The 21,807-nt window shown below is 63.8% G+C and carries 11 protein-coding genes; 6 read left to right on the top strand and 5 right to left on the bottom strand.

What is annotated here, in order from left to right:
* Positions 1 to 61 precede the first annotated feature (61 nt).
* The 4 genes from HWQ56_RS21655 (at position 62) to HWQ56_RS21640 (ending at position 1,804) form a co-directional block, all read left to right on the top strand.
* Complete coding sequence (locus tag HWQ56_RS21655; RefSeq protein WP_158158303.1) at positions 62 to 529, top strand: YkvA family protein; 468 nt, start codon at positions 62 to 64, stop codon at positions 527 to 529.
* A gap of 104 nt (positions 530 to 633) precedes the next feature.
* Positions 634 to 975 (top strand): helix-turn-helix domain-containing protein, encoded by a 342-nt coding sequence (locus HWQ56_RS21650; RefSeq protein ID WP_176571754.1) that lies wholly within the window; start codon positions 634 to 636, stop codon positions 973 to 975.
* On the top strand, positions 972 to 1,343 hold the full coding sequence (locus tag HWQ56_RS21645; protein ID WP_158158305.1) for a hypothetical protein: 372 nt from the start codon (positions 972 to 974) through the stop codon (positions 1,341 to 1,343). The genes HWQ56_RS21650 and HWQ56_RS21645 overlap by 4 nt, the downstream gene beginning before the upstream one ends.
* Entirely contained in the window at positions 1,331 to 1,804 is a 474-nt protein-coding gene (locus HWQ56_RS21640; protein WP_176571753.1) for a tetratricopeptide repeat protein, read from the top strand. Before HWQ56_RS21645 ends, HWQ56_RS21640 begins: the two co-directional genes overlap by 13 nt.
* On the opposite strand, the gene HWQ56_RS21635 is transcribed toward HWQ56_RS21640, so the two are convergent.
* Together HWQ56_RS21635 and HWQ56_RS21630 are read right to left on the bottom strand one after the other, a co-directional pair.
* Positions 1,716 to 3,548, bottom strand: a complete 1,833-nt coding sequence (locus HWQ56_RS21635; RefSeq protein ID WP_176571752.1) for a bifunctional diguanylate cyclase/phosphodiesterase — start codon at positions 3,546 to 3,548, stop codon at positions 1,716 to 1,718. The two genes, HWQ56_RS21640 and HWQ56_RS21635, sit on opposite strands and share 89 nt — an antisense overlap.
* 157 nt (positions 3,549 to 3,705) lie before the next feature.
* Positions 3,706 to 5,787 carry a carboxy terminal-processing peptidase gene (locus HWQ56_RS21630; protein WP_176571751.1) on the bottom strand — a complete coding sequence of 694 codons (2,082 nt, stop codon included), beginning with the start codon at positions 5,785 to 5,787 and terminating at the stop codon, positions 3,706 to 3,708.
* A gap of 140 nt (positions 5,788 to 5,927) precedes the next feature.
* Between HWQ56_RS21630 and HWQ56_RS21625 the strand changes: the two genes are divergently transcribed.
* The gene (locus HWQ56_RS21625; protein ID WP_158158309.1) at positions 5,928 to 6,890 is read left to right on the top strand and encodes an NAD(P)H-quinone oxidoreductase; all 963 of its coding nucleotides are present in this window, start codon (positions 5,928 to 5,930) and stop codon (positions 6,888 to 6,890) included.
* A gap of 67 nt (positions 6,891 to 6,957) precedes the next feature.
* On the opposite strand, the gene HWQ56_RS21620 is transcribed toward HWQ56_RS21625, so the two are convergent.
* From HWQ56_RS21620 to HWQ56_RS21610, 3 genes are read right to left on the bottom strand one after another with little or no spacing between them, the layout of a single operon-like run.
* Complete coding sequence (locus HWQ56_RS21620) at positions 6,958 to 8,313, bottom strand: HlyD family type I secretion periplasmic adaptor subunit (RefSeq protein ID WP_158158310.1); 1,356 nt, start codon at positions 8,311 to 8,313, stop codon at positions 6,958 to 6,960.
* Positions 8,314 to 8,324: 11 nt separating this feature from the next.
* Entirely contained in the window at positions 8,325 to 10,475 is a 2,151-nt protein-coding gene (locus tag HWQ56_RS21615) for a type I secretion system permease/ATPase (RefSeq protein WP_425331977.1), read from the bottom strand.
* Between the two features lie 37 nt (positions 10,476 to 10,512).
* Complete coding sequence (locus HWQ56_RS21610; RefSeq protein WP_158158312.1) at positions 10,513 to 11,868, bottom strand: TolC family outer membrane protein; 1,356 nt, start codon at positions 11,866 to 11,868, stop codon at positions 10,513 to 10,515.
* A 554-nt stretch (positions 11,869 to 12,422) separates the two neighbouring features.
* On the opposite strand from HWQ56_RS21610, the gene HWQ56_RS21605 reads away from it, so the two are divergent.
* Positions 12,423 to 21,680: a retention module-containing protein gene (locus tag HWQ56_RS21605; protein WP_176571750.1), complete on the top strand. Its 9,258-nt coding sequence runs from the start codon at positions 12,423 to 12,425 to the stop codon at positions 21,678 to 21,680.
* Positions 21,681 to 21,807: the final 127 nt, after the last annotated feature.

Genomic DNA, 21,807 nt, shown 5'->3' with positions numbered 1-21,807 from the left:
TTCACAAGGTTATCCACAAATACTGTGGATAACCTCATGGTCCTGTCCCTGCGGAGGGTTAATGAAAGCACCCTGGAATTTTACTCGTTTCCTGCCCCTGGCCGAGCGTGTGCTCAGTCGCGGCCGGCTGCCTGCGCTGATCTTCGCCGTGGTGCGGAAGAGCAAAGGCCAGGCCGGTCGTTTCAGCCAGTTGAAGACCCATGCCAAATTGCTGCAGGACTTGTGCGTAGCGTACTGGCGCGGGGAATACCGGCAGATCAACCCGCGCGCCCTGGTCATAATCGTGGCAGGCCTGATGTACTTCGTCAGCCCCATCGACGCTATCCCGGACTGGATTCCCGGCATCGGGTTTCTCGATGACATTGCGGTGCTGGCCTGGGTGGTGCGCAGCCTGGAAAACGAGCTCAATGCCTTCAAGGCCTGGCGCGAGCGCCTGCGGCCGGAGAATCTGCGCAAGGTGGAACGTCTGCCCGCCAGCGCCCAAGCCCTGCAACTTGAACACAACAGCGGCGAAAAGCCCGGTTTGTAAGCAAGTTGAAATAGGAAATCCCGTTCCGGCCCGCCTACTGTTACTATATTCGGCATAAGGATTATGCCTACAGATTACATATGGTGATCCTACAGGGGGTTGTAATGGGTGTTCAGGTCATCAGTCGCGATGGCAAGCCGGAATATGCCGTGCTGCCGTGGGAGCAATACCAGGCATTGCTGGCTGCCGCAGGGCAACCTGCCGCCCAGCCGTCTGTTGCTGCGGTGCAGGCACCGGTGCCGGCCAGTGAGGCCTTGCCGCCCCTGTCGCGCCTGGCAGAACTGCGCGAGGCCAAAGGTCTGGCACGGGACAAGCTGGCGCGAACCGTGGGGATCAGCCCTTCCTACCTGGCCATGATCGAGGCCGGTGAGCGCGAGCCCGATGCGGCCATCCGACGAAGCCTGGCGTGGGAGCTGGGGGTTCCCGGCTGGGGAGAGGCGTCGTGAGCGTGCGCATCAGCCGTCAGCAGTGGGATGGCCTGCTGAACGAGCTGGACATTGCCCGTCGCCAACGCCACCTGCTGACCTACCGCGCCCTGCTCGAACGCCTGCAATTGCCCACCCCGGCCATGCAAACCCTGACCGCGGCCCTTGAGTACCTGGCCGTCATCGATGCCCGCGCCGAACAGCCCTTGCGTAGCTCCCTGGTGATCAGCCAAGGCGCCAGCCGCCTGCCGCGAACCGGTTTCTTCGAGTGCGTCGAGCGCCTGGGGCGTTTTTCCGGTCCGTCCGACGGGGTCGCCGCGGCGTCGTGGCACGCCTCGGAAGTGGTGCGGGTGTTCGAATTTTCCTACCCGGAAGAATGCATATCGTGAGATCCAGGCTGTGGCTGTTCCGCGTCAGGATCGGCTATTGGCTGGCACGTCGCTTGTTCCACTGGCCTTGGCTGGTGCGTCAACCCTGGGGCTGGCGCTGGTTGCAGGGACAATTTTCGCGCATGGCCAACCTGGGCCATGTCGATGCCATGGGCTTCTACGGTCATATTCTATTGTTACGCGGCAGCGGCCTGGCCGCTCGCGATGAAGGGTTGCGGCTGCTGCGCCTGGCGGCCGAGCAGGGTGATGCCAAGGCGGCATACCAGATGGGCGTCATCAGCCTGGCGGGTAGCCTTCGCAGTGCCCCTGATGCCGTGGCGGCACTGCACTGGTGGGAGGCCGCCTTGGCCGCGGGTCACCCGGTGGCAGCGTTCAAGCTGGCGCAACTGTACCGCCAGGGAGGCCCGGGGCTGGCGCCTGACCTGGAGCGAGCGGCGTATTACGCAGCTGTTCAAGGGTGAGCGGGTCCAGTACATGAATGCTGTAGCCCGGCACCACCTTGGCCTGGTGCTTGGCCTGGGAGGCCAGTTCGGCCAGCAGGCTGGCATCCAGGGCGCCACGGTCTTGGGCGGGTAAATGCACCACGCCGATCGACAGTGACAGCAACGCGAACTCCTGCCGCTGCCCCTGGCGGTTATGGGCCACGAAGCAGCCTGCTTCCAGATGTTCGCGACGGTAGAAACGTCGGCATTGGCACTGGAAGTCTTCCAGCAGGTCGGTCAAGCGCTTGCGCCAGTCGGCCGAGCCCAGCACCAGCATGAAATCATCCCCGCCGATATGCCCGACGAAGTCTCGGTTCGGGTCCACTCGCTCATTCAGGCATTGCGCCAGGCACAACAGCACCTCATCGCCACGGCCATAGCCGTAGATATCGTTGAACGGCTTGAAGCTGTCCACGTCCACGTAGCAAATGGCGGCCTCGCGCCCTTGTTGCAGCACGCGCGTCAGGCACTGCTGGATGGGCACGTTGCCGGGCAGCAGGGTCAACGGGTTGGCATACCGTGCCTGCTGAATCTTCATTTCGGTGATCAGTTTGAGCACGTCTATCACCCGCCCCAGGCCAAGGTAACGGCCGTCGACGGTAATGATGAAATCTTCTTCCATGCGCTGCCGTGCACGGCTGGTGAGCAGCCGGCTGACCTGTTGCAGCGATTGGCTCATCTCCACCGCCAGGAAGTCTTCGCTCATCAACCGGCTGATCGGTTTACGTGCGAACAGGTCGGTGGCGAACGGTTTCAACAGGACCTCGGACAACGAATGCCGGTGCACGATGCCGCAGGGGTGCTGCTGTTCATCCAACACCGCCAGTGAGTTGAGGTTGGCCTGGCTGCGGAAGGCCTCCAGGACGGCGGCGGTGGGCACGTCGTGCTGCACGGCCACCTGTTCGATCAGCAGGGCACTGAGGTCGCTGCCTTCATCACCCAGGGCCTGGGTGGTGGGGTCCAGCTTAGGCAACAGCTTGCGGGCGTCATGGGGTGGCTGTTCCTGAGGGCGGCACAGCAGATAGCCCTGGACCAGGTCCACGCCCATTTCTGCCAGTACCGCCAGTTCTTCCTGCAACTCGATGCCTTCGGCGATCACCTGGGCGCGGGAGGCCTTGGCGATCTGCAGAATGGAACCAACGAACTCGCGCTTGAGGGCGTCCTGGTGGATGCCGTCGATGAAGTGTCGGTCGATCTTCACATAGTCCGGGCGCAATTCCGACCACAGTCGCAGGCTGGAATAGCCGGCCCCCAGGTCATCCAGGGCAATTGAGAAACCCATGGCGCGGTAGTGGTGCAGGGCGTTGTACAGCAGCTGAAAGTCGTCGGTGGGGGTTTGCTCGGTGAGTTCGATGACCACGTCACTGGGGGCGATGCCATGGGCCTTGAGCACCTTGAGCGTCATGCCGGGCGGGTGGTTGGCCTCCAGCAGGGATTCGGGGGATACGTTGAGAAAGATCTTGCCCGGCAGTTTCTGCTCGCTGAAGCGCCGGCAGGCGGTGTCGCGGCAGGCAATTTCCAGTTCACTCAGGCGCCCGGCTTGGCGCGCCACGGCGAACAAGTTGATGGGCGAATGCAGCGCGCTATTGGATGGCCCGCGGCTCAAGGCCTCGTACCCCAGGATGCGCCGCTCTGACAGCGAGACAATGGGCTGGAACAGGGTGTGCAGGCTGCCCTGGGCCAGGATGGTGGCCAATGCGCCCAGCTGTTCGGTGATGGTCATGGAGATCGCAACCTCGGGTGTACTCAAGCCGACCCTGGGAACGGCGGAGGGCGATGGAACACAGTGTCATAAAAAAGGCCGGGCACTTGTACCAGTGCCCGGCCTCGTATTTCACGACAGTCGCATGACCATTTGATGACAAATGGCCATCATTTCATCAGTGCTTTGCCACGGTCGAATTCAACTTCAGGTAATCCAGCAGGATGCGGCCGGTTTCGGCCAGGTAGGCGTCGTCTTCCGGTTTGGTCTTGTCCGGCTCGGCCGCCAGGGCGTCCTCGTCTTCCTTCTTCATTTCCTTGAGCGGTGCTTCACCCTTGGCCTTGCGCCGGGCGTTTTCAAGCGCCAGCTGCTTGGCTTCGATGTCGGCGTGCTGGGCACGGCGCTCGGCTTCGTTGAGGCTGACGGTCTTCTCGTTCATCAGCTTCTCGGCCAGCGCCAGGCGGTCACGGATGTAGATGAACTCAGCATCCTTGTCGGTGCGCGCGTCATGGTCAGCCTTGAGCTGGGCAATGAACGGCTTGAACGGGTCGGTGGTCGGTTTGATCGACGGCTTGATGGTGTCCCACGGCATTGCCTCGGGCAGCGCGCTCTCGCCGATTTCCTTGGTGTCGATGATCGACGGGAAGGCCACGTCAGGCAATACGCCCTGGTGCTGGGTGCTCTGGCCGGAAACGCGGTAGAACTTCGCCAGGGTCAGCTTCAGTTCGCCATGGTTCAGCGGCTGGATGGTTTGCACGGTGCCTTTGCCAAAGGTCTGGCCGCCGATGATCAGCGCGCGGTGGTAGTCCTGCATGGCACCGGCGAAGATCTCCGAAGCCGAGGCCGACAGGCGGTTGACCAGCAAGGCCATGGGGCCTTTGTAGAACGCGCCGGGGTTTTCGTCTTCCAGCACGTCGACACGGCCGTCGGCGTTGCGCACTAGCACGGTCGGCCCTTTTTCGATGAACAGGCTGGTCAGCTCGGTGGCTTCCTGCAGGGAACCGCCGCCGTTGTTGCGCAGGTCGATGACCACGCCGTCGACTTTCTCGGCTTGCAGTTCAGTCAGCAGTTTCTTCACGTCGCGGGTGGTGGACTTGTAGTTCGGGTCACCGGCACGGAAGGCCTTGAAGTCCAGGTAGAAGGCCGGGATGTCGATGACCCCCAGCTTGTAGTCCTTGCCGTTCTCGGTCAGGTGCAGGATGGATTTCTTCGCGGCCTGCTCTTCGAGTTTCACCGCTTCACGGGTGATGGAGACGATCTTGCTGGTCTGGTCGTTGGGGGCATTGGTGTGCGGGATCACTTCCAGGCGCACCACGGAGCCCTTGGCGCCGCGGATCAGCTTGACCACTTCGTCCAGGCGCCAGCCCACCACGTCGACCATTTCCTTGTCGCCCTGGGCGACGCCGATGATCTTGTCGGACGGGGCGATCTGCTTGGTCTTGTCGGCAGGGCCGGCCGGTACCAGGCGGACCACCTTGACCTGGTCGTTGTCGCTTTGCAGCACGGCACCGATACCTTCGAGCGACAGGCTCATGTTGATATCGAAGTTTTCCGCGCTGTCGGGCGACAGGTAGTTGGTGTGCGGGTCATACGACTGGGCGAACGTGTTGATGTACGCCTGGAAGATGTCTTCGCTGCGGGTCTGGTCCAGGCGCGCCAACTGGTTCTTGTAGCGCTTGGTCAGGGTGTCCTGGATCTGCTTGTTGTCCTTGCCGGCGATCTTCATGCGCAGGACCTCGTCCATCACGCGCTTGCGCCACAGGTTGTCCAGGTCGGCCTCGGTGGTGATCCACGGGGCGTCCTTGCGGTCGACCAGCAGAGTCTCGTGGCCGGTGAAGTCCATCTTGTCGACACCCTTGGCCAGTTCGGCCAGGGCGAAATCAAGGCGCGCCTTCACACGGTCCAGGTAGCGCTTGTAGATGGTGAAGCCTGGGTCCAGGTCGCCGCTCTTGAGGAAGTCGTCGAACTGCGTCTTCCACTTGTCGAATTCGCTGATGTCACTGGCCAGGAAGTAACTGCGCGACGGATCCAGCAGCTTCAGGTAGCTGTCGTAGATGATGACCGAGCGTTTGTCATCCAGCGGCGGCTTGCTGTAGTGATGGCGCTTGAGCAGCTCGACGATGTTGAGGCTGGCGATCACCTCGTCACGGTCAGGCTGAAGTTTATCCCAGCTGTTGGCTGCGAATGTAGTGGCGGACATCGACAGCGCGCCGAGGCCGATGCACAGTGCAAGGGCGGAGCTTGGGAGTAGATGCTTCATGCTGATTCGACGAGGGGACAATTGATCACGCATATTAGGCCGTCTTTGAAGTCGCCGGTTCCATGGGAACCGGACGCATAATGCAAAAAGCCCGTTGCCTAAAGCATCGGGCTCAGTCTTGAGTCAACTATGGAGGCACTGTGAAGGCATTGCAAGGCGTTGAAGGACATGTGGAGTGGGTAGACCATCCGAGCGCGGTTTGCGACGTGGGTCAAGTGAAAATTCGGACAGCTGCCGCGGGGCTCAATCGGGCCGACCTGTTGCAGCGCGCCGGGTTGTACCCGCCGCCGCCCGGTGCCAGTTCGGTGCTGGGCCTGGAGTGTTCGGGCGTCATCAGTGAGGTCGGCCCGGGCTCGGCGTGGCAGGTAGGCGATCGGGTGTGCACCCTGCTTGCCGGCGGTGGCATGGCCGAGGAAGTGGTGGTCGACGGCCGTCACGTGTTGCCGGTGCCGGCCGGGCTGTCGTTGGTAGAAGCTGCCGCCATTCCCGAGGTGTATGCCACGGTGTGGTTGAACCTGTTCCAGCTGGCCGGCCTCAAGCCTGGGGAAAAAGTACTGCTGCACGCCGGCGCCAGCGGCATCGGTTCGGCGGCCATTCAACTGTGCAAGGCATTCGGCAACCCTGTGTGGGTCAGCGTCGGCTCGGCCGAGCGCTTGGCCTACTGCGAAAGCCTGGGTGCCCAGGGCGGGGTGGTGCGCGGTGATGGCCTGGAGGCCCTCAGCGACTTCGGCCCGTTCGACGTGATCCTCGATCCGGTGGGCGCCAACTACGTGGACGTCAACCTGAAAGTGGCGGCAGTGGATGCGCGTTGGGTGCTGATCGGCCTGATGGGCGGCACCAAGACCGACATCGACCTGGCCAAGGTGCTGGGCAAGCGCGTGCACTTGCTGGGCTCGACCCTGCGCAGCCGCAGCGACCAGTTCAAGGCCGATCTGCTCAGCGACCTCGGCCAGCATGTATGGCCGTTGTTCGAGGAAGCCCGGCTGAAGCCGCAAGTGGCGCGCACGTTCCCTGTGCAGGATGCCGAAGCGGCGTTTGCCGAGCTGGCCACCAACCAGGTGTCGGGCAAGGTGGTGCTGGTGATTGATCCGACCCTGGTCTGAGGCGGCGACCGATTCCCGAGCTTCGACTGGCTCCACAGGGGCGAGGCTCGGGAACGGCGCGGCGCGGTCAGCGTTCGCGCATGGCCTCGGTACGCGCTTTGAGTACCGGCTTGAGCAGGTAGTCCAGCACGCTTTTCTCACCCGTGATGATGTCCACCGTGGCGGTCATCCCCGGGATGATCACCAGCGGCTTGGTGTCGCCACCCAGGTGGTTCTTATCCGTGCGCACCTGGATCAGGTAGAAGCTGTTGCCCTTGTCGTCGGTGATGGTATCGGCGCTGATGAGCTCCAGCTTGGCCTTCAACCCACCGTAGATGGTGTAGTCGTAGGCACTGAACTTGACCATGGCCGGCTGCCCGGGGTGCAGGAAGGCGACATCCTGGGGGCGTACCTTGGCTTCGATCAGCAAGTTGTCTTCCAACGGCACGATCTCCACCATGTCACTGCCTGGTTGAACCACGCCGCCAATGGTGTTCACTTTCAGGGTCTTGATGATGCCGTGCACCGGTGACACCACGGTGGTGCGGCTGACCCGGTCATCGATGGCGATGCTGGTGGCGGTGATCTTCGACAGGTCGGTACGCTTGGCGTTGAGGTCCTTGGCAGCGTCAGAGCGGAACTGCTGGTTCGACTCGTTCATCTTGCTCTTGATCTCATTGATCGCCGCTTCCGCCCGCGGGATGGCGAGGGTGGTGGCGTCCATCTGCCCGCGGGCCTCCACGGCGCTGCGCTTGAGGCGCAGAATTTCCACGGGCGAGATCGCCCCGGTGCCCACCAGGGGCGTGGACATGTTCAACTCTTGCTGCAGCAGCGCCAGGCTGGAACGGTATTGGTCTTGCTTGGAGCGAAACTCGGCCAACTCCTGGGTCTTCTGCCGCAATTGCTCACTGAGCGTTTGCTGTTCACTGGCCAGGCGCCGCTGGCGCGAGGTGTACAGCGACATCTCGTCCTCGGCCACCTGCGGCGCTTTGCTGCGCACCTCGTCCGACACCGTGAAGGGCTTGCCATCGGTTTCGGCCTGCAGACGTTCCACCTGGGCCATCAACGCATAGCGGTCGGCCTCGCTCTCGCCCTTGTTGGACAGAAAGCGGGTGTCATCCAGGCGGAGCAGGGTATCGCCCTTGTTCACCACCTGGCCTTCGCGCACATAGATCTCGGTGACGATACCGCCCTCCAGGTTCTGGATGACCTGCACCTTGCTGGAGGGAATGGCCTTGCCTTCGCCCATGGTGACTTCTTGCAGCACCGCGAACTTGGCCCAGACCAATGCTGCGACGATCAGGGCGGCGCACAGCCATACGGTGATGCGCGTCAGGCGCGGGGAATCCTGGAGCGCGGCACTGGCCAGTTCCGGCATGAACTCACTTTCGCCGGTCTTGCCGAAACTGCTGAAATAACCGCGCAAGCCTTGTGAAGCTGACATCGATACCACTCCTAAACAGGTGTCTGGCCGACGCGGCCTTTGCGCAGGGCTTCGATCACCGCTTCCTTGGGGCCGTCGGCGACGATGCGGCCGTTGTCCAGCACCACTAGGCGGTCGACCAGGCTGAGCATCGAGGTACGGTGGGTCACCAGCAGCACGGTTTTGCCTACTACCCAGTTGTGCAGGCGCAGGCGCAGGGCGTCTTCGCTGGCGTTGTCCATGTGGCTGGTGGGTTCGTCCAGTACCATGATGGGCGGGTCCAGCAGCAGCGCGCGCGCCAGCAGCACGGCCTGGCGCTGGCCGCCGCTGAGCAGTTGGCCGCGCTCGCCCACGGGGCGGTCGAAACCCTGTGGGTGCTGGCGGGCCAGTTCGGTGACACCGGTCATTTCCGCCACTTCCAGCATGCGCGAGTCGCTGACGTAGCGGGCGCCCATGGTCAGGTTGTCGCGCAGGCTACCGGCCAGCAAGGGCAGGTCGTGGGCCACGTAGCCCACTTGCTGGCGCAGGTCGGCGACATCCAGTTGGCGCAGGTCGAGGTTGTCCAGCAACACCTGGCCTTCCTCGGGTTCATAAAAGCCCATGACCAGCCGCGCCAAGGTGCTCTTGCCCGAGCCGCTGCGACCGATGATGCCGATGCGTTCCCCAGCGTGCATGCTGAAACTGACGTTGCCCAGCGCCGGGGCGTTCTGCCCGGTGTAGCGGAAGGTCACCTGGCTGACCGCCAGCGCGCCTTGCAGTTGCGTGCGCTCTAGCGGGCGCTGGCGGGGGTCGCGCTCCTGGGGCAGGGCCATCAGCGCATCGGTGCTGACCATGGTCAACTGCGCTTGCTGGTAGCGGGTGATCAGCCCGGCGATCTGGCCCAGGGGCGCCAGTACGCGGCTGCTGAGCATGTAGCTGGCCACCAGGGCGCCGACGCTGAGGTTGCCGGCGATGATGGTGTAGACCCCGGCGACGATCACCGCCATGCCGGCGAATTGCTGGATGAACAGTGTGCCGTTGGTGGCCAGCGCTGACAGGTTGCGCGCGTGGCTGTCCAGGCGGGTGAGGGCACCGTGGGTGGACTCCCACATGTACTGGCGTTCGCTTTCGGCGCTGCAGGCCTTGATGCTTTCCAGGCCGCTGAGGGTTTCGATCAGCAACGCCTGGCGTTCGGCCCCCAGGGCCAGGCTCTTCTGCACGGTGTCGCGCAGGCGCACCTGGATCAGCAAGGCAAAGGCGATGGTCAGCGGAAAGGCGACGATGGGCACCAGCACCAGCCAACCCCCCAGCAGGCCGATCACCGCCAGCATCAGCACGGCGAAAGGCAGGTCGATGACGCTGGTCAGGGTGACTGCGGTGAGGAATTCACGCAGCCCCTGAAAGTCGTGAATGCTCTGGGCGAAGCCGCCGATGGTTGCCGGTTTGGCTTTCATGGCCATGCCGGTGATGCGCTCGAACAGCGTGGCGGACAGAATCAGGTCGGTCTTCTTGCCGGCAGTGTCCAGCAGGTGCGCGCGCAGCACCCGCAGCACCAGCTCGAACAGCGTGCCCACCAGCAGGCCGATGGCCAACACCCACAGGGTGGAGGTGGCTTGGTTGGGCACTACGCGGTCGTAGGTCTGCATGACGAACAGCGGCACCATCAGGCCCAGCAGGTTGATCATCAGGCTGGCCAGGATGGCGTCGCTGTACAGCCAGCGCGAGAGTTTCAAGGTGTCGCGAAACCATGCATGCACCCGAGGCATCAGCGGCTGGCGCAGGTCCTCGAGTTCATGGCGCGGGCGGGCGAACAAGGCTTGGCCACTGTATTCGGCGGCCAGCTCCTCGCGGCTTACCCACTGTTCGCCACCGTCGGCTTCGCTCGGCAGGATCAGCGCGCGGCCGTCGTCACCCCAACGTCGCAGCACGGCGCAGCGACCATCGCGAAGCAGCAGCAGTACCGGTAGGTTCAGCCCGGATATGGCTTGCAGCTCACGGCGCAACAGGCGCGCCGACAGGCTGGCGCGGGCCGCGGCGCGGGGCAGCAGTTCAAGGCTCATGCGCTGCTGCGCCAACGGTAGCCCGGCGCTGAGGCTGGCCCGGCTGACCGTGCAGCCGTGCAGCTTGCACAGGATCAGCAAACCATCCAACAGCGGGTCATCAAAACTCTGGCGCGGGTCCGTTGCCGGCCCCGCAGGTTGCATGCTGGTCACGTGCGGTACTCCAGGAGCCAAAAGGCGATCACTTCATTTCCGGAAGGCGAGCTTCGTTCTTCACTTCCGTTTGGGCGATGGCCTCGTTGGGCAGTACCACGCGTTCCTTTTCCAGCAGCACGCCCATGTTCGCGAGCACGCGGTACATGGAGAACTCTTCGGTGTAGCGCACTTCGGTGTAGCGGCTGTTGGCGGTGTACAGCTCGTTTTCACTGTCCAGCAGGTCAAGCAAGGTACGCTGGCCCAGGCCGAACTGGTCCTGGTAGGCCGCGCGCACCTTGGTGGTGGTCTGGGCGTATTCGCGGGCGTAAGGGGTCTGGGTGTGGGCGTTGTTCATGGCGTTCCAGGCCAGCGAGAGGTTCTCGTTGAGCATGCGCAGCGCATTGTTGCGGATGTCCATGGCCTGGTTGATCTTGTGCGCGTCGGACTGCAGGCGAGCCTTGTCGCTGCCGCCCTTGAACAGGTTGTAGTTCATCACCACGCCGGCGCGCCATTCGTTGTCGCGGCCCTGTTCGCCGGAAATGTTGTTGTTGGCATCCACCGCCAACTCGGCGTCGAAGCGCGGGTAGAAGGGCGACTTGGCCACCTCGTACTGGCTTTCGGCGGCCTGCACGTCGGCCTGGGCGGACTTGAGGTACGGGTTGTTGGTGAGCATGGCCTGGCGCGCTGCCACCAGGTCGGTGGGGACTTCGCCACGGATACTGGGCGGCGCTTCCAGTTCATCGGGCATGCGCCCCACGGTGCTGAAGAAGTTGGCCTCGGCATCGGAAAGGTTGACCTGCGCAGTGTTCAGGTTGTTCTCCGCCAGGGCGCGACGGGCGCGGGACTGGTCGACGTCCGCCGTGCTGCCCACCCCGCGCTCGCTGCGCAGGCCGATCTGGTCGTTGACACGCAGGTGCGCCTGCAGGTTGTTTTTGGCCAGGTCCACCAGCTCACGGGCCTTGAGTACGTTCAGGTACACCTCGACGGCGCGCAGGGCCTGGGTTTCAGCGGTGCCGCGCAGGTAGTACGCGCGTGAGTTGACCACTTGCTGGGTGCGCGCCACTTCGTTGGGGGTGTTGAAACCATCGAACAGCATCTGCCGCAGGCGCAGCTCCGACTGGGTGTAGTTCAGGGTCTCGGCGTTATTGCCCTCGATGGCCCGGGTGGTGGGGTTGTCCGTGCGGGCGCGGCCGTAGGCGGCCACCAGGTCGACGGTGGGGTAGTACCCGCCGCGCGCGACTTTCTCATCCTCATCTGCCGACAGGCGATTGTTCAGATTCGACTGCACCTCGGGGTGGTAGTTGATGGTGCTCTGAATCGCATCTGTCAGCGTCATGCCGTGGGCCTGGGCGCAGGCCAGTGCCATCAGGACAGCGCTGCAGATGGGGGTGCGAGTGCGCATTGTGGTTCTCCCTGGAGTCTCTAAGTGTCGCAGCAATCGCCAAAAAAATGGCGAAAAAAAGAACTTAAACCGTTTCAGGCTTGTAACATGAGAGCTAAGAACATCCTTAGCAAAATCTAAGAACCTTTTTGCATAAGTGTTATTCCAATAAAAACTTATGCAGCGTGTCGAAATCGAGACATTGTTCACCCCAGGCAGCTCGTACATGCCAGATAAACCAACGTTTTTCGGGCGTCAAAGAAAAGTTCAACAAAATTTTGCAGCATAGAGCAAGGAAGTAGCGAAGGGAGGAAACCAGAGGGAATTTGGCGACAAAAAAATGTCACTCGCAGTGCCTGAACCCCTCTTGTTGCTTCACTGGTACGCCGTCATTCCGGATGTCCCTGATTTTCTTCAGGTTTTGGGTGGTTGGGTTGGCGATGTTCCAGGGGTAGGTAGGGCGTGAACGCATGCGTCGATCCAGTGTCCGCAGAGCCATCAGCCACACCGCTGCGCGAAGCCGATAGCACTTTTTCTGCAAAACCCCATGCCCCAGCGGCAGATGAGGAGTGCACATGGCCACGTTGATTGGTGTAGTCAGTCAGGTAATCGGACAGGTTTTCGCGATTGGCACCGACGGCAGCCGCCGCCAGGTGCACCAGGGGGACCGGTTGTTCGCCGGCGAACAGCTGGACACCGGCGCTGATGGCGCGGTGGCAGTGCACTTGCAGAACGGCAAGGAGCTGACCCTGGGACGTGACAGTGAAGTCACCCTCAACCAGAACATGCTGGGTGACACGGCGCCCCATGTGGCGACCCAGGAAGTCACCGCGCCTAGCCAGGCTGAGCTGACGGACGTGCAGAAAATCCAGCAAGCCATCGCGGCGGGCGCCGACCCCACCCAGGCGGCTGAAGCCACCGCGGCTGGCCCAGCCGCCGCTGGCACGCCAGCCCAGGGCGGCGAAGCGGGCGGCGGTCACAGTTTTGTGCTGCTGACTGAAACCGGTGGTTCGATCGACCCGGTAGTAGGTTTCCCCACTGCAGGGTTCAACGGCGTCCCGGAGTTCACCGTTCCCCAGGTCGCGGCGCTGACCAACACCAATGCCGCCGTGGTGCTGGTGGACAACCCTGTGACGCTCACCGGGTTGACCGGTGACGGCGCTGGCGTCAGCGTCAACGAGGCCAACCTGGTCGATGGCTCCAGCCCGCTGGCCAGCGCCCTGACCCAGGCCAACAGCTTCACCGTGTCGGCGCCCGATGGGCTCAGCAGCCTGAGCGTCGGCGGCATCACCGTGGTCAACAACGGCGTGGTGGTGGGTGTTGGCCAGTCCATCACCACGGGTTTGGGCAATACCCTGACCATCACCGGCTACAACCCCACAACGGGCCAGGTCAGCTACAGCTACACGCTCACCGGCCCCGACAACCAGTCCAGCGGTGGTGGCGCCAACACCGTCACCGAGAACCTGCCGGTCACCGCCACCGACAGCAACGGTTCCAGCAGCAGCGGCTCGGTGGTGGTCAGTGTGGTCGACGATGTGCCCCAGGCCATCAACGACAACCCCACCACCCCTGCCACCGAACAGAACCTTGTACTCACCGGCAACGTCCTGACCAATGACATCCAGGGCGCCGACCGCATCTCGATCACCGCCACCAGCGGCCCGATCACTGCCGGTACCTACACCGGCACCTACGGCACCCTGGTGCTGGCGGCCGACGGCAGTTACACCTACACCCTCAATGCGGCCGGCCAGGCATTCAATGACCTGCACGGTGGCGGTACCGGCACCGACAGTTTCACCTACACCCTCAGCGATGCCGACGGCGACACCAGCACCGCCGTGCTGACCCTCAACATCGCCAACATCAACGATCAGGTCACCATCACCGCGCCCGAAGCAGGTGGCCTGTCGACCACGGTCAACGAAGCCAACCTGGCCGACGGCAGCGCTCCCAATGCCGCGGCTCTGGTGCAGAACGGCCAGTTCACCGTCAGCGCCCCCGATGGCCTGCAGACGTTGACCGTGGGCGGCGTCGCCGTGGTCACCAATGGCGTGGGCATCAGCTCGCCGGTGAGTGTGGTCACCCAGCTGGGCACCCTGACCATCAACAGCTACAACCCCACTACGGGCGTCGTCAGCTACAGCTACACCCTGACCCACGCCGACACCCACCCCGATGTGCAAGGTGCCAACGGCATTAGCGAAACCTTCGCCGTGGTGGCCACCGATACCGACGGCAGTAGCGCCACGAGCCAGCTCACCGCGACCGTGGTGGACGACGTGCCCCAGGCCATCGTCGACAACCCGACTACCGCGGCCACCGAGCAGAACCTGGTATTGACTGGCAACGTCCTGACCAACGACGTACAGGGCGCTGACCGCATCGCGGTGACCTCTACCAGCGGCCCGATCACTGCCGGTACCTACACCGGCACCTACGGCACCCTGGTGCTGGCGGCCGACGGCAGTTACACCTATACCCTCAACGCGGCCGGCCAGGCGTTCCATGACCTGCACGGCGGTGGCACCGGCACCGAGACGTTCACCTACACCCTCAGCGATGCCGACGGCGACACCAGCACCGCCGTGCTGACCCTCAACATCGCCAACATCAACGATCAGGTCACCATCACCGCGCCCGAAGCAGGTGGCCTGTCGACCACGGTCAACGAAGCCAACCTGGCCGACGGCAGCGCTCCCAATGCCGCGGCTCTGGTGCAGAACGGCCAGTTCACCGTCAGCGCCCCCGATGGCCTGCAGACGTTGACCGTGGGCGGCGTCGCCGTGGTCACCAATGGCGTGGGCATCAGCTCGCCGGTGAGTGTGGTCACCCAGCTGGGCACCCTGACCATCAACAGCTACAACCCCACTACGGGCGTCGTCAGCTACAGCTACACCCTGACCCACGCCGACACCCACCCCGATGTGCAAGGTGCCAACGGCATTAGCGAAACCTTCGCCGTGGTGGCCACCGATACCGACGGCAGTACCGCCACCAGCCAGCTCACCGCGACCGTGGTGGACGACGTGCCCCAGGCCATCGTCGACAACCCGACTACCGCGGCCACCGAGCAGAACCTGGTATTGACTGGCAACGTCCTGACCAACGACGTACAGGGCGCTGACCGCATCGCGGTGACCTCTACCAGCGGCCCGATCACTGCCGGTACCTACACCGGCACCTACGGCACCCTGGTGCTGGCGGCCGACGGCAGTTACACCTATACCCTCAACGCGGCCGGCCAGGCGTTCCATGACCTGCACGGCGGTGGCACCGGCACCGAGACGTTCACCTACACCCTCAGCGATGCCGACGGCGACACCAGCACCGCCGTGCTGACCCTCAACATCGCCAACATCAACGATCAGGTCACCATCACCGCGCCCGAAGCTGGTGGCCTGTCGACCACGGTCAACGAAGCCAACCTGGCCGACGGCAGCGCTCCCAACGCCGCGGCTCTGGTGCAGAACGGCCAGTTCACCGTCAGCGCCCCCGATGGCCTGCAGACGTTGACCGTGGGCGGCGTCGCCGTGGTCACCAATGGCGTGGGCATCAGCTCGCCGGTGAGTGTGGTCACCCAGTTGGGTACCCTGACCATCAACAGCTACAACCCCACCACCGGCGTCGTCAGCTACAGCTACACCCTGACCCATGCAGACACCCACCCGGACGTGCAGGGCGCCAACAGCATCAGCGAAACCTTCGCCGTGGTGGCCACTGATACCGACGGCAGCACCGCCACCAGCCAACTGACCGCCACCATCGTCGACGACGTACCCAAGGCGGTAGCCGATACCGAGTCGCTGACCGAAGGCCAGACGCTGCTGACCGGCAATGTACTGTCCAACGATGCCTCGGGCGCCGATGGCTTCGGGGGTGTCGTGGGGGTCAAGGCCGGTAGCAGCACCAGTACCGTTACCACCGGTGTGGGCGTGGCCATCGCTGGCGACTACGGCGTGTTGACCATCGCCGCCGATGGCAGCACCACCTACCATGCCAACCCCAACGTCGCCAACAACGGCAGTGTCACCGATGTCTTCACCTACTCGGTGGCGGACAAGGACGGTGACATCAGCACCACAACCCTGACCATTACCATCACCGACGCCGGCCTGAAGGCCACCAACGTCGATGACGTCACGGTATTCGAGGCTGCGCTGCCCACCGGCAGCCATCCTGATTCGCCGCTGGAAAGTGGAAGCGGCACTGTCGTTGGCTACGTCACTGGCGGCGTCGGCGCACTGACCTACAGCCTGGCCGGCGCGGACAGCAACGGCAACGTCAGTAGCCAGTACGGCACCTTGCACCTCAATGCCGACGGCACCTACACCTACACCCTCAATACAGCGCCGCAAGTTCCCGGGTTGGGCACCCTGGACACCTTCACCCTGGTGACCACCGACAGTGTCGGCAACCAGGTGGAGAGCCAGGTCACCATCAAGATCGTCGACGACCAGCCGGTGGCCGTGCCTGACTTCGCCAAGCTCGCCGAAGGCCAGACCGCCCAGGGCAACGTCCTCAACAATGACGTGTCCGGCGCCGATGGCTTCGCGGGGGTGATCGGTGTCAAGGCCGGTGCCGATATCACCAAGACCGTGACCACGGGCGTGGGCACTGTCATCCAGGGCCTGTACGGCGAACTGGTGATCGGCGCCGACGGCACCAGCGTCTACCACGCCAACGCCAACTCGGTCGGCGCCAAGGGCGGCCTCGACATTTTCACCTACTCGGTGATGGACAAGGACGGCGACGTCAGCACCACCACCTTGACCATCAAGGTCGATGACTCGCACCTGAAGGCCACCAACGTCGACGGCGTCACCGTGTTCGAAGCGGCGTTGGACAAGACCCAGGACGGCAAGGACCTGGCGCCGGGCAACACCACCGGCAGCCACCCGGACTGGACCTCGGAAACCGCCAGCGGCACCGTCGCCGGCTCGGTGAGTGGCGGGGTAGGGGCGCTGACTTACAGCGTCTACGGCTCCGACACCAACGGCGACACCGTGGGCAAGTACGGCGTCATCCACCTGAACGCCGATGGCAGCTACACCTACACCCTGACCAGCGCGCCGCAAGTGGTGGGCCTGGGCACCACCGAAACCTTCACCCTGGTGACCACCGACAGCGTGGGCAACCACGTCGCCAGCCAGCTCACCATCAAGATCGTCGACGACCATCCGGTGGCCGTGCCTGACTTCGCCAAGCTTGCCGAAGGCCAGACCGCCCAGGGCAACGTCCTCAACAATGACGTGTCCGGCGCCGATGGCTTCGCGGGGGTGATCGGTGTCAAGGCCGGTGCCGATATCACCAAGACCGTGACCACGGGCGTGGGCACTGTCATCCAGGGCCTGTACGGCGAACTGGTGATCGGCGCCGACGGCACCAGCGTCTACCACGCCAACGCCAACTCGGTCGGCGCCAAGGGCGGCCTCGACATTTTCACCTACTCGGTGATGGACAAGGACGGCGACGTCAGCACCACCACCTTGACCATCAAGGTCGATGACTCGCACCTGAAGGCCACCAACGTCGACGGCGTCACCGTGTTCGAAGCGGCGTTGGACAAGACCCAGGACGGCAACGACCTGGCGCCGGGCAACACCACCGGCAGCCACCCGGACTGGACCTCGGAAACCGCCAGCGGCACCGTCGCCGGCTCGGTGAGTGGCGGGGTAGGGGCGCTGACTTACAGCGTCTACGGCTCCGACACCAACGGCGACACCGTGGGCAAGTACGGCGTCATCCACCTGAACGCCGATGGCAGCTACACCTACACCCTGACCAGCGCGCCGCAAGTGGTGGGCCTGGGCACCACCGAAACCTTCACCCTGGTGACCACCGACAGCGTGGGCAACCACGTCGCCAGCCAGCTCACCATCAAGATCGTCGACGACCATCCGGTGGCCGTGCCTGACTTCGCCAAGCTCGCCGAAGGCCAGACCGCCCAAGGCAACGTCCTCAACAATGACGTGTCCGGCGCCGATGGCTTCGCGGGGGTGATCGGTGTCAAGGCCGGTGCCGATATCACCAAGACCGTGACCACGGGCGTGGGCACTGTCATCCAGGGCCTGTACGGCGAACTGGTGATCGGCGCCGACGGCACCAGCGTCTACCACGCCAACGCCAACTCGGTCGGCGCCAAGGGTGGCCTCGACATTTTCACCTACTCGGTGATGGACAAGGACGGCGACGTCAGCACCACCACCTTGACCATCAAGGTCGACGACTCGCACCTGAAGGCCACCAACGTCGACGGCGTCACCGTGTTCGAAGCGGCGCTGGACAAGACCCAGGACGGCAAGGACCTGGCGCCGGGCAACACCACCGGCAGCCACCCGGACTGGACCCAGGAAACGGCGAGCGGCACCGTGGCCGGTTCCGTCAGCGGCGGTGTAGGCGCGCTCAACTACAGCCTGTACGGCTCCGACAGCAGCGGAGACATGTCTGGCAAGTATGGCGTCATCCACATGAACGCCGATGGCAGCTACACCTACACCTTGACCAGCGCGCCCACCGTGTACGGCCTGGGCACCACTGAAACGTTCGCCGTGGTGACCACCGACAGCGTCGGTAACCACGTGGCGAGCACCTTGACCATCAAGATCGTCGACGACCAGCCCCAGGCCTACGCCGATGGCGCGTCGATCGTCGAGGGCCAGACGGTGCGCGGCAACGTGCTGGCCAATGACGTTTCCGGGGCCGACGGCTTCTTTGGCGTGGTCGGTGTGAAGGCGGGGGGCGATACGTCTGCCCCGGTCATCGGCGGCACCAATACCGTCGTCCAAGGGCTGTATGGCTTCCTGGTGATCACGGCCGACGGCAGCAGCCTGTACCACGCCAACGCCAACGCGGCGGCCCAGGGCGCCGTCACTGATACCTTTACCTACTCGGTGGCGGACAAAGATGGCGACATCAGCACCACCACCGTCACCATCGACATCGGCAGCAGTGGCCTGCACCTGGAGCCTGGCAATGGCCCGGCGCTGACCGTCGCCGAAGCCGCGCTGGACCTAAACCAGGACGGCAAGGACCTGGCCCCCGGCACCGTGGTCGGCAGCGACCCCGACTCCACCGCCGAAACCGCGAGCGGCTCTTTGGTGGGCTCTGTCTCGGGCGGTGTCGGGACCATCACCTACAGCATCGACGGTGCCCAGGACGGGCTGGTGCACACCCAGTATGGGGTCATCCAGCTCAACGCCGACGGCAGCTACACCTACACCCTGACCTCGGCGCCGAAGACCGACCCCGCGGCCAACAACGGCAACGACTACACCACGGACAGCGTCACGTACCGGGCCACCGACAGCCAGGGCAACACCATCACCAACCAGTTGGTGATCGCCATCACCGACGACGTACCCCAGGCAGGGGCCATCGACCGCGTGGCCATCGCACCGGAGGTCAACTCCAACGTGCTGCTGGTGATCGACGTCTCAGGCAGCATGGACGACCCTTCCGGCGTCGGCAACCTGTCGCGCCTGGACCTGGCCAAGCAGGCCATCGGCAAGCTGCTTGACCAGTACGACGGCATGGGTGATGTGAAGGTGCAGATCGTCACGTTCAGCAATGGCGTGACCATCCCCAGCAACGTGTGGGTCGACGTGGCCACCGCCAAGGCTTACATCGCGACCTTGCAGGCCAACGGCGGCACCAACTATGACTATGCCCTGAGCGGCGCCGAGACCGCGTTCAGCGCCAATGGCAAGCTGGTGGGCGGCCAGAACGTGGCGTATTTCTTCTCCGACGGTGACCCGACCTTGTCCAGCACCCACCCGACCTCGGGGGGCAGCCAGTCGGGTAGCCAGACCAACCCCAACCTGGGCGACGGCATCGACACCACCGAAGAGAAAGCCTGGACCGATTTCCTCAGCGCCAATGACATCAAGGCGTACGCCATCGGCCTGGGCACCGGCGTCGACAGCCAGTACCTGAACCCCATCGCCTATGACGGCACCACCGGCACCAATACCAACGCCAACGTGGTCACCGACCTCAACAACCTCAGCGGGGTGCTCAGCAGCACCGTGCAGAGCGTGGCGCTGGCGGGAAGCCTGTTGACCAATGGCACGTTCGGCGCCGACGGCGGGTTCATCAAGTCCATCACCGTGGACGGCGTGACCTACACCTACGATCCGAAGGCCAACAACGGTGAAGGGGGCATGACCGCGAGCAGCACCAGCGGCCACGGTACCTTCGACACCAGCACCAACAGCATCAGCGTGGCCACCAGCCACGGTGCCACGGTGGTGGTCGACATGGACACCGGCGCCTATACCTACACCGCCGCCTCCAGTGGGGGCGCCAGCACCTTCACCGACAAGGTGACGTTCGTCTTGGCCGACAACGACGGCGACACATCCAACCCGGCCGACCTGAGCGTGACCGTGACGCCGAACTCGCCACCTGTGGCCGTGGCCGACCATGTGATCACCAACGTGCTGTCCTCGACCATCCTCGTGCCCAGCGAGGCACTGACGGCCAACGACACCGATGCCAATGGCGACCCGCTGACCGTAGTCAACACCGGCTTCGACACCGGTTGGGCGCCCAAGGGGGCGGACTTCACCGCCGCCACCGTGCAGACCCTCCAGTTCAACGGCGTGAGTAACACCAGCAGCAACCAGGTGCTGACCATCAACCGCAGTGACTTCAACATCAGTACCAGCAACATGACGGCCTTGCTGGTGGTCAGCGGTTTCCTCGGCACCCTGGGTATCAACAACAGCGCCAACGCCAGTGACACCCTGACGGTGCACCTGAAAGCCGGTGAAAGCCTGAACCTGTCCGATACCAGCAACAGTCACCTGAACATGACCTGGCAACTGGGCAATGGGGCCACCACCACACTGGGTGACGGCGGTGTGCTCACGGCCACCACCGAGGGTGACTACACCATCCACATCAGCCACGCCGCCAACCACACCGGGCAGACGGCCTATACCCTGGACATGAGCATCAACTACGCGGGGGCGGCCAACTACACCCCGGACCTGCCGGCCACCTACACCGTCAGCGATACCCACGGCGGTAGCGACACCGCGGCCGCCACCATCACCTACCAGGACGGCTATACCCTGACCGGCACGGCGGGTGATGACATCCTGATCAGCAACGACAGCGGCAGCACATTGCTGGGCCTGGCGGGCAATGACTTCATGATTGGCGGCAAAGGCAATGACACCTTTGACGGCGGCGCGGGCGTTAACACCGTCAGCTACCACGCGGCCAAGGGCCCGGTCACCGTGGACCTGAGCATCACCACGGCCCAGGACACGGTCAGCGCTGGCCAAGACACCTTGAACAACATCCAGAACCTGATCGGCTCCGATTATGGCGACCACCTGACCGGTAACGCTCAGGCCAACGTCATCACCGGTGGCGTCGGCAACGATGTCATCAACGGTGGCGGCGGTAACGACACGCTCATCGGCGGGCTGGGCGACAACACCCTGACCGGCGGCGACGGTGCCGATACCTTCAAGTACCTGGCAGGCAACAGCGGGCACGACACCATCACCGACTTCACCGTGGGTACCGACAAGCTGGACCTGTCGCAACTGCTGCAAGGTGATGGCGCCACGGCCTCGACCCTGGACGACTACCTGCACTTCAAGGTTACCGGCAGCGGTTCGGGGCTGGTTTCCAGCATCGACGTCAGCACCACTGCCGGCGGCGCGGCCACCCAGACCATCGACCTGCAAGGCGTGAACCTGGCCAGCCACTACGGGGTGACCCCAGGCAGTGGCGGCACGGTGTCGTCCCATGACACGGCGACGATCATCAGTGGGATGCTCGGGGATCATTCATTGAAGGTGGATGTGGCCTGATCGAGGCAGCAAGCTGAAAAATCCCGCCCTCTGAGGCGGGATTTTTTTTGGCCCTGTTGATGCGGTCCTCCCGGCACAGCGCGTCGCCCGCTTCCCACGCGGTGGCTGGGTTTTGCCCTGTGGGACC

The sequence above is a fragment of the Pseudomonas eucalypticola genome, assembly GCF_013374995.1.
In the GTDB taxonomy this organism is placed as follows: Bacteria; Pseudomonadota; Gammaproteobacteria; order Pseudomonadales; family Pseudomonadaceae; genus Aquipseudomonas; species Aquipseudomonas eucalypticola.
This window is presented reverse-complemented; position numbering and strand designations above follow the sequence as displayed.